The organism is Variovorax sp. Root473 (genome assembly GCF_001426505.1).
Taxonomy (GTDB): Bacteria; Pseudomonadota; Gammaproteobacteria; order Burkholderiales; family Burkholderiaceae_C; genus Variovorax.
In genome coordinates this window covers 70335-86396 of sequence record NZ_LMEV01000020.1, presented here as the reverse complement: position 1 = coordinate 86396, position 16062 = coordinate 70335, and the positions used below count along the sequence as shown (strand labels likewise).

Annotated in this window: 12 protein-coding genes; 3 read left to right on the top strand and 9 right to left on the bottom strand. The window is 68.3% G+C overall.

The window, feature by feature from the left end; translation table 11 throughout:
* Nucleotides 1-30: 30 nt before the first annotated feature.
* The 5 genes from tagF to tssJ form a co-directional block, all read right to left on the bottom strand.
* Nucleotides 31-762 (bottom strand): type VI secretion system-associated protein TagF, encoded by a 732-nt coding sequence (gene tagF / locus ASD34_RS25160; RefSeq protein WP_056583715.1) that lies wholly within the window; start codon nt 760-762, stop codon nt 31-33.
* Between the two features lie 27 nt (nt 763-789).
* A complete protein-coding gene (tssM, locus tag ASD34_RS25155; RefSeq protein ID WP_056583710.1) occupies nt 790-4425 on the bottom strand; it encodes a type VI secretion system membrane subunit TssM in 3636 nt (1211 codons plus the stop codon).
* Nucleotides 4425-5804, bottom strand: coding sequence for a DotU family type VI secretion system protein (locus ASD34_RS25150; RefSeq protein WP_056583708.1), 1380 nt, complete (start codon nt 5802-5804; stop codon nt 4425-4427). The genes tssM and ASD34_RS25150 overlap by 1 nt, the downstream gene beginning before the upstream one ends.
* An 8-nt stretch (nt 5805-5812) precedes the next feature.
* Nucleotides 5813-7108, bottom strand: coding sequence for a type VI secretion system baseplate subunit TssK (gene tssK, locus ASD34_RS25145; RefSeq protein ID WP_235510274.1), 1296 nt, complete (start codon nt 7106-7108; stop codon nt 5813-5815).
* Nucleotides 7109-7351: 243 nt separating this feature from the next.
* Nucleotides 7352-7867 carry a type VI secretion system lipoprotein TssJ gene (tssJ, locus tag ASD34_RS25140; RefSeq protein ID WP_056583706.1) on the bottom strand — a complete coding sequence of 172 codons (516 nt, stop codon included), beginning with the start codon at nt 7865-7867 and terminating at the stop codon, nt 7352-7354.
* Nucleotides 7868-8109: 242 nt separating this feature from the next.
* Here tssJ and ASD34_RS25135 point away from each other — a divergent pair, with 242 nt between their 5' ends.
* From ASD34_RS25135 to ASD34_RS25125, 3 genes are all read left to right on the top strand, one after another.
* A complete protein-coding gene (locus tag ASD34_RS25135; protein WP_235510250.1) occupies nt 8110-8412 on the top strand; it encodes a TssQ family T6SS-associated lipoprotein in 303 nt (100 codons plus the stop codon).
* A gap of 64 nt (nt 8413-8476) precedes the next feature.
* A complete protein-coding gene (tagH, locus tag ASD34_RS25130; RefSeq protein WP_056583689.1) occupies nt 8477-10396 on the top strand; it encodes a type VI secretion system-associated FHA domain protein TagH in 1920 nt (639 codons plus the stop codon).
* Entirely contained in the window at nt 10389-11183 is a 795-nt protein-coding gene (locus tag ASD34_RS25125; RefSeq protein WP_056583685.1) for a PP2C family protein-serine/threonine phosphatase, read from the top strand. Before tagH ends, ASD34_RS25125 begins: the two co-directional genes overlap by 8 nt.
* Before the next feature lie 12 nt (nt 11184-11195).
* On the opposite strand, the gene ASD34_RS25120 is transcribed toward ASD34_RS25125, so the two are convergent.
* From ASD34_RS25120 to ASD34_RS25105, 4 genes are read right to left on the bottom strand one after another with little or no spacing between them, the layout of a single operon-like run.
* Nucleotides 11196-11576 carry a DUF4150 domain-containing protein gene (locus ASD34_RS25120; RefSeq protein WP_056583673.1) on the bottom strand — a complete coding sequence of 127 codons (381 nt, stop codon included), beginning with the start codon at nt 11574-11576 and terminating at the stop codon, nt 11196-11198.
* 15 nt (nt 11577-11591) lie between these two features.
* Entirely contained in the window at nt 11592-12236 is a 645-nt protein-coding gene (locus tag ASD34_RS25115; protein WP_056583671.1) for a DUF3540 domain-containing protein, read from the bottom strand.
* Nucleotides 12237-12289: 53 nt separating this feature from the next.
* Nucleotides 12290-13339 carry a pentapeptide repeat-containing protein gene (locus ASD34_RS25110; protein ID WP_056583669.1) on the bottom strand — a complete coding sequence of 350 codons (1050 nt, stop codon included), beginning with the start codon at nt 13337-13339 and terminating at the stop codon, nt 12290-12292.
* Nucleotides 13336-16047 (bottom strand): DUF2169 domain-containing protein, encoded by a 2712-nt coding sequence (locus tag ASD34_RS25105; RefSeq protein ID WP_056583667.1) that lies wholly within the window; start codon nt 16045-16047, stop codon nt 13336-13338. Before ASD34_RS25105 ends, ASD34_RS25110 begins: the two co-directional genes overlap by 4 nt.
* Nucleotides 16048-16062: the final 15 nt, after the last annotated feature.

Here is a 16062-nt window from a genome sequence, read left to right as displayed (position 1 = left end):
TTTCTTTTTCCTGCGGGTGGATCGGGCGCGTCATGCCCATGGCACGTGGCCTTGCGAAAACAGCTGGGAGAACAGCGGCGTGTTGAGCCCGCCGCCGTGCGCCGCGGTGCGCAGCGGCGAGCCGTCGGCCTGGTTGGTCCACCAGTAGCTGGTGCCGCCGAAGGGGTCGAAGCACAGCGGCAACTCGGGCCAGCCCAGGCGCTGCTGCGCGCTCGCGCCGCGCGCATCGCCCGCAGGGCCGGCGGCCGCGCCGAGGATCGAGAGGATGTCGTCCGAGCCGCCACTGGCGGTGCGAAAACCCGTGCGGCCCGCGGCCAGCACCTGGCTGTCGAAGAGGTCGGGTGCCACGCCGTGGCGAATGGCCTGCAGCAGCGCGCTGCCGCATTGCCAGTACCACGCGGCCGAGCCTTCGAGCACGGCGGGGTGGTAGCGGGCGGCGTCCACCTGCAGCGTCACGCAGGCCGGGTAGTAGCGGCCCACGCGGTCGCAGCTCGGTGCGATGCAGCCGAACTGCACTGCGTTCACGCCGTGCGTCGACGGAATGGCGAAGTTCCAGACCGGCGCGACCGCGTAGTGCCGCGTCATCGCGTCGGGCCAGCGCCTGAAGCTGCCCAGGCCGTTCTGCATCCAGCGGTCCCACCAGGCCTGCAGGTCGTGCGGCATGCGGCGGTAGAGAAAGTCGCCGGCCGACGGCAGCTTGCCGTACCAGCCGATCTGCTCGTCGACGGGCGACCAGGCATGCGGAGGGAGCGCGCTGTTCATGCAAGGGCCCTGCTGATGTGGCTCATCTCAGGATTTCCCCGGGCACGAGAAGCTGTTCATCTGCGACAACCGCAGCGGGTTGTAGACGCTGTTGGCCGTCACCGCGAGCACCACCTTCTTGCCCTGCAGGTCGAAGGTCGCATTGAACGATTCGGGCGTGCGGCCCGACGAAATCGAGGCCTTGTCGAACAGCCGATGCAGCGCCCACGGCCCTTCGGTCACGATGCCGCCGGCCGGCGTGCCGTTGGCCACCGTGACCTGCAGCCGCACCTGGTTGCTGTTGCGCGGGCCGGGCCACTTGATGCTGCTGGGCGCTTGCGGGCCGTGGGCGTAGCGCACCGTCTGGCCGTCGATGTCCAGCGTGAACTGCGTGAGCGCGGCGTCCATGTCCTCGGGCCGGATGTCCAGCGTGAACGAGGGCGTGCGTCCACCCGCCATGCCCGAGAAGAACACGTCGCGGATCGCCTGCGCCTTCTGGAACGCGTCGAGGTACGCCGAGCGCCCCGACGCGCTGCCGTCCACGCCGCGCTTGAAGGTCCAGGGGTTGACCGAGGTGTCGACCTGCGAGGCAAGGTTCTTTTGAAAGAAGTCGTCCATCATCCCGCCGGGCGCGAACAGCTGCGCGAAATCGCCGGCCGCCACGTCGCGGTTCGAGCCACGCGCGAAGGGGTAGCGCCCCGCAATCGCCTGGCTGCAGAACTGTCCGATGGTCGCGGCCGCGTTCTGCCCGATGTTCTGCCGCGTCACCGCTGCGGCCTTCGACGACGCGGTGGCCGACAGGTCGTTCAGCATGCCCTGGAACGGCACCGGCAGGCGCCCTGCTTCGGCCTGCAGCTTGGTGACCGCATCGCTCGACGGCGGGATGTTGCCGCTGCGCAGCGCGGTGTCGGTGGCGGTGAGGAAGGTGTACAGCTCGTTGATGAGCGCGGCCGTCTGGTCCAGCGGCGTCTGGCCGCCGGCCTTGGGCGCGGTCACCATGCGCCGCAGCGGCGCGAAGTGGTTGTCGACCAGCGACTCGGGCCGGTCGGGCGCGGTGTTGCGACGCTGGCTGCCGTCGGGCTGGCCGATGAGCTGCTCGATGCGCTCGCGCGTGCTCGTCACGCGGTTCTGCGCCTGGTCGAGCAGGCTGCGCGCGGCCTCGTCGTGGTTGCGCAGCAGGTCGGTCTCGCGCGCCGCGCCGCGGATGATGCGCGACATCGGCGACTCGCCGGTCGACAGCACGCGCGTCATCTGGATGCTCTGCAGCAGCGACTTGCTCTCGGCCAGCCGGATGTCGGCCAGGTACTCGTCCCAGATGCGGATGTAGTCGCTGAGGTACAGGCGCCGCACCTCGCGCAGCAGCAGCTCGCGCGAGGTGATGTCGGCCATGCCCGGCGCGCGGATCTGCAGCACCCAGCGGTCTTCCTGCTCCAACGCCAGCGTGGTCTCGGCCATGCGCTTGTCGAAGATGTCCCAGTAGCCGCGGTAGGTGAAGAGCGTGGGAATGCCGTCGGTCAGCGGCTTGCCGCTGGCGCGCCGGACCACCAGCGCCGACTCCGCGCCGCCCGCCTCGGCAATGGTGAAGGCATTGGGCGCGCTGGTCTGCAGGAGGATGCGGCGCAGCCGCGCGTACGAGCGCTGCGCCAGCGGCACGCCGGCCAGGCGCTCGCGCGTTTGCGTGATGAGCCTGTCGTCCTTGGTGAAGGGCGAGGTCACGACGCGGTCGGCAAACAGCGTCTTCAGGTGCGCCTCGAGGTTCGTGCGCTGCTCGCGCGTGAGCGACGCGCCGATCTTGCGGTCGACGTCGGTCAGCAGCCAGGCCTGCAAAAAGTCGGCGTCGTAGCGCTCGGGGTCGTACAGCATGAGGTAGGCCTTGAGCGCCTCGTAGCTGTATTCGGCGTCCAGCTTCGCGGCCTCGCGCAGCGACTGCTCCACGCGTTGCGCGGCCTGCGGCAGCAGCACGGTTTCCAACGCGCGCTGGTACACGCCGTCGGTCGCGGCCTGCAGCTTCTCGCCCTGGTAGAGCCCGAAGCGGTAGCCCACGGGCGGATCGCCGATGTCGAAGTCGGCGGACTTCGGCAGGTCGCGCAGCCGGTCGAGGATGAGCAGCGAGCTGGCGATGTCGCCGCTCGAATCGACCACCGTCGGCAGCTCACCGCGCGCCGCCGCCTTGTTGAAGGCCTTGGCGTTGCCGTCGACCTCGGCCACGTAGGCCTTGTTGTGCCGCCAGCTGTTGGCCCATGCGCCCAGCAGCACCACCGCGAGCAGCCCGACCAGCGCGTAGCCCGCGAGGTCGATCGCGCGGCGGCGGCGGTACCAGCGCAGGTTGGTGCCGGCCACGCCCGCATCGCGGAAGATCACCTGCTGCAGCAGCTCCTTGAGGAAGTAGCTCTTGCCCGGGCCCGGCGGCGGCGCGGGCGGCGCGTTCACCTGCAGGTAGCGCTTGATGGCGCCCATCACGCGATCGAAGGCCGTGCCCTCCTGCGTGCCGCTGGTGAAGTACACGCCGCGCAGCAGCGGCGCCACCTCGAACTTCGACGGGTTGAACACGTCGGCCAGGAAGGTGCCCAGGATGTCCTCGAAGCTCGCGAACTGCTGCGGCAGCAGGTAGGCCTGCGCGCGCCGCATCGGGTCGGGCTCGGTCGCCATCAGCTCGGGCAGGCGCTCGTCCAGGCGCTGGTGCAGCAGCTTGTATTCCTGGTGAAAGCGCTCGCGCAGGTCGGCCTTGGCCGGGTCGGCAGGGTTGCCCTCGATCGGGAAGGTGAAGCCCCACACCTGCTGGCGCTCGGCGCGGCCCAGCGAGCCGAAATACTCGTTGAAGCCAGCCAGCAGGTCGGTCTTGGTGACCAGCACGTACACCGGGAAATTGATGCCCAGGTCGTTGCGCAGTTCGAGCAGCCGCTTGCGCAAGGCCATGGCATGGCGCGCGCGCTGCGCGTCGTCGGCCAGCGGCAGGTCGGCGATGCTGATGGTGAGGATCGCGCCGTTGATCGGCTGGCGCGGGCGGAACTTCTTGAGCAGTTCGATGAAGCCCTTCCACTCGCCCTCGTCGGTCTCGCGGTGGCTCTCGTGCGTGGTGTAGCGCCCCGCCGTGTCGATGAGCACCGCCTCGTTGGTGAACCACCAGTCGCAGTTGCGCGTGCCGCCGATGCCGCGCACCGCCGCCTTGCCGAGCTGGTCGGCGAGCGGAAAGTCCAGGTCGGAATTCACCAGCGCCGTCGTCTTGCCCGAGCCCGGTGCGCCGATGAAGATGTACCAGGGCAACTGGTAGAGGTACTGCCGGTCGAACAGCGCGAAGCGCCCGGCCGCCTTGCCGCCGGGGCCGGGGCCGAAGCGCATGTTCTTCAGCACCGCCGTTGCGTCGGAGAAACCGCTGTGCAGCTCCTTGATCTCGGGCGCCTCTTCGGGCTTGGCTTCCTTCGCCTTGGGCGACGGCGTGCGCAGCTGGTGCAGCAGCTGCGCGTTGAGGCGGCGCTCGCGCCACTTGCGATACGCCACGCGCAGCAGCCACACGCCGAACATCAGCGCGATGACCACGATGCGCACGAACTCGCTTTCGAGCGGTCGGTAGCGGCCCACGGCGATCACCGGGCCGATGACCCAGATCAGGAACGCGAGCGCGATCAGCCCGAACAAGACCCAGAGGTCGCGGCTGACGAGAAAACGGAAGAGCGCGCGCAGCATCAGCGGGTGCCTCCTTGCGGCTGTGGCGCGGGTGCAGCCCCCGGGACGGGCACGCCCGCCACCGGCGCTACCAGCAGCGTCACCTCGACGCGCCGGTTGCGCGCGCGGTTGGCGGCCGAGTCGTTGGGCACCAGCGGATCGGCGTCGCCGCGGCCTTCGGCGCGCAGGCGTTCGGGCCGCGCCAGGCGCCGCCCGATCATGGCCTTCACCGCATCGGCGCGCGCCTGCGAGAGCTGCCAATTGGACGGAAAGCGCACGCTGCGGATCGGCTGGTCGTCGCTGAAGCCGCTGACGAGCACGTTGCCTTCCACCGCATTGAGCGCGTCGGCCACGCGCGCGAGCACCGGCGCGTAGCGGTCGAGCACGCGGTCGGAGCCGGAGGCAAACAGGCCGTCGCCGCGCAGCACCACCACGCTGCGGTCGGCCTCGTCGCGCACCGTGAGCAGGCCGTCGCGGATCTCGGGTTCAAGGAAGCGCTGCAGGCGCGGCTGCGCCGCGGCCACCACCACCGCGCGCTGCGTCTGCGGCAGGCGCACCGCGCTCACGGCCGAGAACGCGCCATCGGAATGGCCCGCGAGGTTGAAGGTGAGCACCGCGAACACCAGCACCAGCAACACCGCCGCCACCGCGCCCACGGCCCACACCGGCAGCCAGTGGCGCGTGCGGCGCACGGGCGCGCTCGCGTCCTGCCAGTGCGGCGACAGCGGCACGGCGATCTCGCCGCGCGTCTGCCGGATGATCTGCAGCAGCCGCTGCTTGAGCGTCTCCAGCTGCGAGCGGCCGTTGTCGATGACGCGGAAGCGCCCCTCGAAGCCCATCGCCAGGCAGAAGTAGATGAGCTCGATGAGGTGCAGGTGCTGCTGCGGGTTCTGCACCAGCCGCGACAGCAGCTGGAAGAATTTTTCGCCGCCCCAGGTCTCGTTGTGGAACATCACGAGCAGGCTCTGCGACGACCAGATGCTGCCGCCCCATGGCGTGAGCGCCGCAGCCTCGTCGACTGCGGTGCACAGGCAGTAGCGCGCGCCGATGATCACTTCGGGCGCGATGCCGGCCTGCTGCGCGCGCGTCTCGAAACGCCGCACCTCGTCGACCAGGTGCTCGCGCAACTGCGCGGGCGCCGGATGGTGGCCGGTGGCGCGGATCTGCGGGATCAGGTCGAGCAGCGGATTGGCCGCCGCGACCAGCGGGTTGTTGCCCGCCAGCGCCGTGTCGCCCGCGTGCGGGCGCCGTGCGTCGTGCCACGCGGTGAAGGCATCGGGCTGGGGCTGCGATGGTTGCGGCTGCAGCGACCCCGGGCCGCTGCTGGTGTTCGCACCGCCGCCCGGGTTGGGCGGCACGAAGCCTCCCGGGCCGACGGCCATGTCATTGGCACCGTTCATAGGGTCCCTCACGGACGGATGGCCCAGAACTCCATGGCGAGCCCTGGAAAGTCGCCGGCCAGGTGCATGGCGACGCCGCCCGATTTCTCGAGCTGGCGCCACATGTCGCCGCCCTTGTCGAGTTCGAAGTAGTGGTAGCCCGCGTGGTACGGGATCTGTCGCGGCGCCACCGGCAGCGAGCGCACGACCACGCCGGGCAGCTGCAGCTGCACGAGGTCGCGGATGCGCTCGACCGAGCCGATCTTGACCTGCGTCGGAAAGCGCTGCTGCACGGCATCGGCCGGCAGGTCGGCATGCACCGCGAGCACGAAGGCCGCGTTGCGCACCAGCACCGGGTCGGGCATGCGGCCCACGCGCACGCCGTGGCTGCGCTCTTCGAGTTCGATGGCGATGGCGCTCTGCTCGAGCACCGCCGACAGCGAACGCCGCAGCTCTTCCATCAACGGGCGGATGCTCTCGTTGAGGTTGTCGTGGTCGTACACCGGCCACACCACCGGACGGCGCGTGGGCGAGGTGTGCGTGGCCAGGTCGCAGGCCAGCTTGAGCCAGTCGACGAACAACGTCTCGGGGTGCACCTGCACCGCCTGCTGCGCATGCCAGGTGAGTGCGAGGTAGCGATTGACCAGCTCCAGCAGAAGGAAGTCGGAGACCTCGCTCACGCCGCCGCGCCCCGGTTGCGACAGCCGCGAGGCCAGCGCCTCGGAGCGCTGCGTGAGCAGGCCGTGCAGCTCGGCCGTCATGCTGCGCAGCATCGGATGCGCCGAGGCGTCGAGCACCGGCGGAATGTAGTTCGCATCGATCACCAGCTTGTGGTCGGTGCGCCGCTCGATCACGCGCACCGCGCCGACGGCTTGCCACTCGGCCGTGAGTGACGAAGCCCGCGCCAGCCGCAGGCGCGGCCTGGCCAGCTGCAGCACCGCCGGCCCGAGCGCGACCGCATTGCCGTCGGCCACTTCGCGTTCGACCACGCCGAAGCGCGCGGCCGAGCCTTCGTCTTCCGAGAAGATCACTTCTTCGCTGCCGGGCCGGCGCAGGGGCAGCGCGAGCACGATGAGTTCGTCGGTGAGGTCGGTGGGCACCTCGAAGGGCACCGGTGCGTCTTCGAGGCCGAACGCGAAAGGCGTGCCGTCGGGCAGCACGCCCGCGCCGCCGAGCAGCGACACGCGACCGAGCGCGAAGGCATCGCGGTCGATGTCCAGGTGCAGCCATCCCCAGTAGGCGCCCTGCATGCCCGCGGTGCGGCGCGTGACGTACTGCTCGACATAGCGCTCCATCTGCTGGAAGTGCTGGGGCCGCAGGTACATGCCTTCGGACCACACCACGCGATTCGCCAATGCCTGAGGTTGGGCGCCCTGACCGGCCGCGCCCGCGTTGCGAACTGTCACCAAAGAACCTCCTGGAATGCTCACACGGAGGCGGGGAATGCGCTGTTCAGCGGCTCCCCGCTCGATCTTTATTCGCGCCTGATGCTACACGGCGCCTCTTGCGTTTCACATGTCTTTTCAGAGGCATACGCGCTGCACTTTTGTACTAGCGCGCGCAAAAAATTAACGACTTGGTACCAGTTCCAGCCCTGTCTTACGTACCGCGATGCGCACGCCCTGTTCGCTCGGAGAAAACTGCCACACCTTGTAAAGATTCGTTTGTTTGGGTTCTTTCAGTGGCAGCACGATGCGCCACCGAGCCGCTTCCAGCTTGCGATAACCGGCAATGACACCGATGGCGCGCGAGTCGAGTCCGGCCTCGCGCTTGAACACGCGTTCCTCGCCGCTGCGCATGATGGCCTGGTCTGCATTCACCAGTTCCGTCATCAGCGTTTCGCGATCACGGTCCTGCAGCGCAAAGTAGTCTGCCGTCTCAAAGTTGCCGGAAGATTTCAGTTCGAAGACCTTCACCAGGATGGGGGCGGCCTGTCCGCGTCCGTCGGGATTCACACCGTCGTCGATGCGCACGGTGATGGCGTAGGGCGTGGGCATCGACTTGGCTGTCGATGCACAACCAGCGAGGCCTGCAAGCAACGGAGACGTTGCCAATGCGCCTTGAATCAAGGTCCTTCGATGCATGAGATCTCCCTGAAAGCTTCGCGATCTATATTATCGAAACCATGCACGCGCACGGTGTGCATTGCGTGTTGTTGCATCACGATGCACAGCACACGCTCTCTCACGCATTGCCTCTCGCGAAGTAGGAGAAAAGATTGAAGTCTTGCCTGCCTGTCCTGGCTTTCACCTGCACGCTTGCGCTGTTGAGCGGCTGCCAGAGCCCCCCCGATCCGCCGCCCCAACCCGAACGCCTGAGCCAGCAAGTGGCACGCACCACGCTCGAGCGTGCGCAACAGGCCTACGACGCCGGCGACTACGCCAAGGCCATCTCCACCTTGAAGAGTGGCGGCGTGTCGGTGTTCGATGGGGCCGAGCCCGACACGCGGCTCGCCGCGCTGAAGCTCGAAGCCTTCAGCTACTGCGTGAACAACCAGATCGCGGAGTGCCGCACGCAATTCCGCAAGATCCTCGATGCGTTCCCCAGCTTCGAGCTGAATGTCGCGGAGCGCACCCACCCCGTGTGGGGCCCGGCATTCGAGGCCGCCAAGAAGATGAAGCACGGATGACACGTGGCCGGCCACGGCCGCAAGCGGGCACGCTCGCCCGCGCCGCGACACACATGGAGACGCCATGCGCTGGACAGTGATTGAACACGGCGGCATGCCCGTGGCCTCCGGGCCGTCGGCACTGCTCGCCGCCCCGGGCGGCACCATCGGCCGCAGCCCCGACAACCACCTCGTGCTGCCCGACGAGCAGCGGCAGATCTCGCGCCTGCAGGCCACCGTGCGCTTCAGCGACGACGGCGCCGCCGTGCTGCGCAACATGAGCGCGGTGCTCCCGATCCGCGTGAACGGACGCACGCTGCGCCACGACGAAGAGTCGCGCGTGGCCGAGGGCGACCGCGTGACGATCGGCAGCTACGTGCTCGAAGCCGCGAGTGCCACCCAGGCATCGCCGCCCGCCGTCACCGAAGCACCGATCACCGAGCCGCTCGGCGCACATCCGGTCGCGCCGATCACGGAGCCGCCGCCTGCGTTGCCTGTGTCCGCATCCATGTCCGCCTCCGTGCCTGCGGCGTCGGCGCCTTCTTCATCGATCAGTGCATTGCTGCCTGCCGCGTCGCCGGCGTCCGATGTCTTTGCGGACCTGTTCGGCGAAGGCGCGCTGCCGCTCGGCGATGCACCGCCCGAGAAGACGGTCGCGATGCCCACCGCTGCGCCCGCGCCAGTGAACGCGCCGGCACCTGCGCCGCTGCCCGCACCGCCGCCGCCACCTCCCCCACCGCCTTCCTTTTCTTCCGCTGCTGCAGCGGCTCCCGCGACCGCGCCGCTGTCCGCGCAGATGCCGTCGGCGGCCGACTGGGATGCCATCCTCGCCAACGCGCCGCGCCGTGCCGACGATGCAGCGGCATCGATGCCCGATCCGATGGCGCAGGAGCCCTTCGCCCTGCCCTCGCAGGCGCAACGCAACCCGGTCGATCCGCTCGCCGAGCTGAACCCGCAGCCGACGCAGGGCCTGTCCGACCTCGCGCTCAAGCGCAGCATGGACCCGCTCTCCTTCTTCGCCGAAGACCGCGATGCGCCCTCCCCCCTGTCCGACCCGCGCCCCACGGCGCTGACGCAGGAGAACCCGCTCGACGATGTGCACCCAGCCACCGACCTGATCGCGCGACCGCCGGCCGCGTCAGGCCACAGTCTCGCGAACCATGCGCGCGAGATGACGTCGCAATTCAATCCGCCGCAGCCGGTGGCGGCCACGGCGTCGGCCGCCACGCCGGAGCCTGTGAAAGAGGCGGCGCCGATTGAAGAGGTGCCTGTCATTGCGGCAGCGTCGGAGATTCCGGTCGTGGTCGCAGAGCCCGTCGTGCCTGATGAAGAAGCACCGCCTGCCCTACCAGTCGCTGCAGTCCCTTCGCCAGCACCCGCCTCGCCCCGCCCACCCTCGTCGGCCGACGACCTGTTCAAGGCCTTTCTCGAAGGCGCCGGCGTGCCCGAGGTCGCGGGCCAGCAGCCGCTCGATGCCGAGGCGATGCGGCACCTCGGCCGGCTGATGCGCGCCTTCACCGACGGCACCATCGAGCTGCTGTCGTCGCGCGCGATGCTCAAGCGCGAGGTGCGCGCCGAGATCACCATGATCGTGGACGAAGAGAACAACCCCTTCAAGATCCTGCCCAACGGCCGCGCCGTGCTCATGCAGATGTTCGGCGCGCGCATGCCCGGCTTTCTCACGCCCGAGGCCGCCGTGCACGATGCGCTCGGCGACCTGCAATCGCACCAGCTCGGCATGGTCGCCGGCATGCGCGCCGCGCTGCTCACGCTGCTGCACCGCTTCGACCCCCACGGCCTCGACCAGGCCACGCCGCACGACGGCGGGCTCGGCGAAAAGCTGTTGCCCGGCGGCCGCGAAGCGCGGCTGTGGCGCCAGTTGAAACAGCTGCACGCCGACACCACCGCCGCCGTCGAGGACGACTTCCAGGCTGTCTTCGGCCGCGCGTTCCAGCAGGCCTACGACCGCGAGATGGAACGCCTGAAGGAGGCGCGCCGTGCCTGAAGCCACCCGCACCTTCGCCGTGCCCATCTCGACCTCGCAGTTCTCGTGCGTGGGCGAACGCAGCGGCAACCAGGACGCCATCGGCTACCACCTGGACGAACGCAACGCCTGCTTCGTCGTGAGCGACGGCGTCGGCGGCCACGCGGGTGGCGAGCTGGCCTCGCGCATCGTGGTGGACACCGCACTCAACACCTTCGTCGATCACCCGTCCGTTGCGGCCGAAGACATCCGCCATGCCGTGAAGGAAGCCAACGACGCCGTGCTCGCCAAGCAGCGCGAGCTGGCCGACCAGAGCCGCATGAGCGCGACCATCGTCTCGCTGTTCGTCGACCGCGCCACCGGCGAGGCCTGCTGGGCCCACGTCGGCGACAGCCGCCTCTACTGGTTCCGGCGCGGCGCGCTGATGCAGCGCACCGAAGACCACAGTCTGTCGGAACGCTCTGGCGAAGCCGCCGCGCGCCAGGGTGCCAACGGCGGCGAGCGCCTGGTGAAGAGCAACCTGCTGTACCGCGCGCTCGGCGCGCGCGCGACGGCGGAGACGTCGGTGTCCGAGCCGCAGCATCTCGCCGATGGCGACGCGTTCCTGCTGTGCACCGACGGGCTCTGGCAGCTCATCTCGCAGCAGGTGATGGAGCGATCGCTGCAACTCGCCGACAGCGCGGAAGAGTGGCTCGCCCTGCTGCGCCGTGCGGCCGAAGCCAAGGCCGACGAGTCGCGCGACAACTACTCGGCGCTGGCGGTGTGGGTGGGGTCGCCGCAGCAGGTGACGCTGGCGGGGCCGGTCTGAACCGACGCGCCCTCAGGGCGCCAACATCAGCACCTTGTACTGGCTCGGCACGATGCGCATGCCGACGATGTTGCAACGGTTCTGCGTCGTGATGCTGGTGACCCGCGTGGCCGGCGTCCCCTTGAGAAGCACGGTGAACGCGCCTGTCACATGACGCGATTGCTGCATGAACGTCTGCGACACCACGCCGCCCAGGGCCCCGGGCTGATCCCCCAGGGTGATGGGCGTGGTCGTGGCCATGTTGTGTGCCGGCATCGCCATGAAGAGGATGTTCCAGGCATTAGGAACAGCCATCGGCCCCATGGCCATGTTCGGGTATGGAATGGGCACCGGCGTCTTGCAGACGTCGGGGAATGCCATGTCCATTCCCATGAGCTGACAGTTGGCAAACATCGGGTACCTCCTCGTTTAGCCCATGTGGATCTGAGCCGCGTCCACCTTCACCAGCTCCTGGCCGGTGACCACCGTGTGATGGCCATGAATGCGCACCGTCTCGCTGGCCTTGTAGTCCATGTGGCCCGCACGCACCTGGTCGACTTCATCCGTCAGGCGCAGCGTCTGACGCGCCATCTGCACGATGCGATCAGCCACGGTCTCGAAGACCTTACCGACCAGCCGGACGCTGCCGGCCGCGGCCTGCACGGAGCGCGTCACCAGCCGCAGTTCACCGATGTCGCACTCGCCCTCTTCCGCCTTGAGTACGAAGCGCTTGTCCGCGCGAAGCCTGAGCTCCGAGGCACTCGCGATGGTCACCCGGCCGTTGCCGGCAGACGCGAAGGTGACGTCGCCCGCCGCCTCGATGCAGCTTGACGACGCATCGGCCTGCTCGATCACGGCGATCAGGTAGGTTCGCGCGCTGTCGGGACCGGACACCAGCACGGTATCGCCGCTGGCCGGTTTGAGCAGGCAGCTCGCCGCGCGCCGGCACACCCAGACAGCACCCTGCTCGTCGTCGACGGTGACACGTCCATCCGGCAGCAGTGCGGCGACCACTCCCTGGAAGTGAACCGGAGCCGTCAGCTTCGAGGCTTTATGCAGTGAAACGACTGACATGGAGGTCTCCTTGTTTCGATGGGTCAACAGTGGAAGGGACAGGCCTGGGGGCATCAGCGCGGCGGATGGATCTCTTGAGCCTTGAACAGCTCCGCATCGTTTTCGATGATGCCGCCGCCTCCCGAGAAACGCGCCTCTGCGCGCGCGGCCCGATGAAAGCGAGTGCGCAGAAAACGTGCATTGCGCAGATCCGCGTGATGAAGGTCGGCATAGGAAAAATCAGCATCGTGCAGGTCCGCGTCGCGAAAGCTGGCACCGCTCGCGTGCGCGCGATGGAACACGCTCAGCGGCAGGCGCGAGCGGCTGAAATCGGCACCTTCGAGTTGGGCGTCGGCCCAGATCGACTGATCGAAGATGGCATCGCTGCAATTCGCTTCACGCAGATCGGCTTCCGGGAACATCGTCTGGGCGGCATCCACTGCGCTGAAGTTCGCCTGGGTCAGCGTGGCGCCCTTGAAGTTGCTCTGCGTCAGCACGGCGCCGCTGAAATCGACACCTGCCATCGCGCTGTCGGTGAACTGGCAGCGCAGGAAGGCGGTGTGCGCCAAGCGCTGGCCTTCGAGATTGCACTCCATCAGGATCGAACCATCGCATTGGGCCTGGGCGAACTCGACCGTGCGCAGATCCATGCGATAGAACATCAGGTGCAGCAGCTTCGCCCCACGGCAATCGAGCTGGTCGACCCGTGATTCGGTGACGACGATCTGATCGCAAATGCCGGGCTTCAACACCGCATGCCCGAGCTCGCATCTGACAAAAGCCACGCGCTCCATTTGCGCCTTCTCGAAATCCGCGTGAGCCAGCGACGATTCGAAGAAGTTGGTGTCCAGCATGAACGCGCGGCCGAGTTGCGCGGCCTCCAACCGGCACCGAAACACGCGCACGTCCTTCAAGCTGGCCGCCGACAGGTCGGCTTGATCGAAGTTGCATTGCGCCAGCGAACTGTCGTCGAGGCTGGCGCCACGCAGATTCGTCCGGCTCAGGTCGACGTGCTCCATCTGTGCCCCCGACAAGTCGACGCCGCTGAGGTCCTGACCCGCGAGACTCACTCTGACCACCGGTTCGCCATGCCGAATCTTGTCCAGAAGTTCTTCGACTGTCATCGAACGGGTTCAGTCCTGCGTGCGGGCAAGGTCTTGGCGCCTTGGGTGTAGGCGCCGATGAAGGTGGTCGAGCCGTCGATGGCGGCCTGCGACACGTCGGCGCGAAACAAATTGGCGTCCTGCAGGCTGGCAAAGCGCAGATCGGCCTTGGAAAGATTGGCGTCGATGAGGTTGGCCCCGCGCAACGAGGCTTCGCGCAAGTCCGCGCGAATGAACAGGCTCTCGCCGGCATGCAATCCCTCCAGCCGCGCGCGCCGCAGGTCGCACTCGGAGAAGTCGCAGCCGTCAAGGCGTGCCTTCGCGAGGTCGGCGCCAACCAGTAGGGCGCCGCGCAGGCCGCACTGCTTGAGCGAAGCGGCGCAGAACACGGCCTGCACCAGGCTGCAGCCATGGACGAAGGAACAGGTGACGAGGCTGGCCTCGGTGAAGTCGACCCCCTCCTGCGCGTCGAGGGTGACGAAAGCACAGGCGTTCAGCGCGGCGCGTACGAAGGATGCCCCCTTGAAGCTGCACTCGATCCAGCTCACCTGCTTGAACGCGGCGTTGTCGAAAGCCATGTCTTCCAGTGCCAGCTTGACCATCGCCATCTGCTCCCAGTGCGAGCCGCGCGCATCGCAGCGCACCCATTCACTTTGGAACAAATCGGCTTGGTTGAACGCGGCCTTCGCCAGCACGCAGGAACGAAAAATGGTCTTGTTGCAACGCGTCTGCACGAAGCTCGCACCCGCGAAGTTCGCGCCTTCGCATTGCGCGCCACCCAGATTGGCCTCGTCCAGCCGCGCATCGGTGAGCGAAGCCCGGACAAGCCGCGCCCGCGCAAGCACCGCGCGCGTGAAGTTGCAGCCATCGAGCCGCGCGTCGCTGAAGTCGACGTCTTCGAGGTTCGCTTCCGTGAAGTCGGCACCGCGCAGATCCAGGCCCGAGAGGTTGGCGCCGACGAAGCTCATGCCTGCGAAACGACGCTCACCGCTGGCTGCGGCCTCCAGACGCCGACGCAGCCGCCTGGAGCGCAGGCTGCTGGCCGGCGGCGCCGGCTCGAGCAGGTGTGCGCCGTGCAGGTGCCCCATGCGCGCGCTGTGCCCGGCCTGCTCGCGCAGCCGCGCGCTTTCGGCGGCCTCGTCGGGGGTGAGGGGTGTTCGGCGCTCGCGCGCCGCGTCTTCCTCGAGGCGCGCGAGGTCACGCAGCAGGTGGTCCGGGTCGAATCGGCGCTGCACAGGCTTGCCGGTCCGCGCCGTGACCTCGGTCATGGCCTTGTCGATGCTCGCCTGGATCTCGCCGGACAGCGTGCGCGGGTCCATCTGCGACAGCGGCGGGATATCGATATCGGGTTGGATGGCAGCGGGCATCCCCTGTGCGACGGCCTTTGCGCGGTCCTCGGCGACGCGGGCAAGGGCCGCCTTGCGCATCTGCTCGAGGGCTTGATCGGCCTTCTCGGCGAAGTCGGGCAGATCGTCCATGGAGGCAGGCGGCTGCAAATCCGGTTCGGACAGGGGCGGCAGATGCTGCTCGGGATCCAGGCCCTGCGCCAGCAGTCGGGCGCGCAAGCGTTCGTGCTCGCGCTGCCGGCCTGCGCGCAGGTTGCGCACCTGCGGAAGCGAAGCGATATCGGGCATCTGGTCACCTGCCCATGGCCCCATGACAGCCTTGGGGACCAGGTCGCGGTCACGCAGGACCAGCACCGCCTTGGCGGGATCGATGCGCTGCTGCAGCACCTGCTGGTAGTGGGCGAGCGGCCGCGGCTGATCGCGCAACTCGAGCGCGGGCATGATGTGCTTGACGTCGGCCGCGTCATCCTCGGCGATGGGCGATGCACCGTGCCAGACCAGGATGACGCGCTCGGCGTGCGGAAAAAACCAGGCCGTGCTCAGGCGCAGCGAAATTTCCGACAGCGCGGTACCGTCTTTCTGAAAACTGGCGAAGCAGCGCGCCTGCCAATCGGGCAGCTGGCCGCGCATCACCGGCTGCCGAGGGTGCATGTTCCACAGTTCGTAGGCGGCGCCCGGCGGCAGTTCGCGCTGGCCGGGCAGGCGCTGGTCGGCAGGTGCTGCATTGAAGTAGCGCCAGTCCATGTCCTCGGCGAAACCCGGGTAGTCGTGCTGCAGCCACTGCTGGTCGTAGGCGCGCCCCATCAGCGCGAGCCGCTGCGGCCGATCGGGTGGCACGGCGCCGAAACCCGCAGGGACGATGCGCCGCCCGGGTGTGTCCTGACGCGTGCCGGGCAACTCGAGATGGGGAAGCCGGCGCGTATGTACGCCGTTGATCGTTTCATCGAAGCTGCCGATGCCTTCCGGGTTGTCGGGCTCGCCCGGGCCGCCATAGGCATGTGCCCAATCCAGCCTCAGCCGCTCGAAAGGCTGGGGAGGCGTCGCGCGGCCGTCAAGCCAGTAGCGATCACCACTCACCAGCACTGACTTGGCCTGACCCTGGAAGACGGCCTGGGCCGCGCACAGTGTCTTGTCGTCCTGATGTGCCGTGTACGCATAGCCGCTGACCAGCCATTCCGGCTCGATCTTGGGCACGCCCAGGTCCAGCACGTTGCCGGGCCCAATTTCGTCGGCCGCCAGCTTCCAGAGATCCTGGTCGGGCATCAGCAAGGGCTCGGGCGCCAGGCTGGCCATCGCGAAGACCGAGACGCCCAACAGGTCTTGCCGCTGCCGCCGGAAGGGCCGCGTGAGGATGCTCAGGCGAAAAGGCTTGATGGTCTTCATGGGGGCAACGCGCCT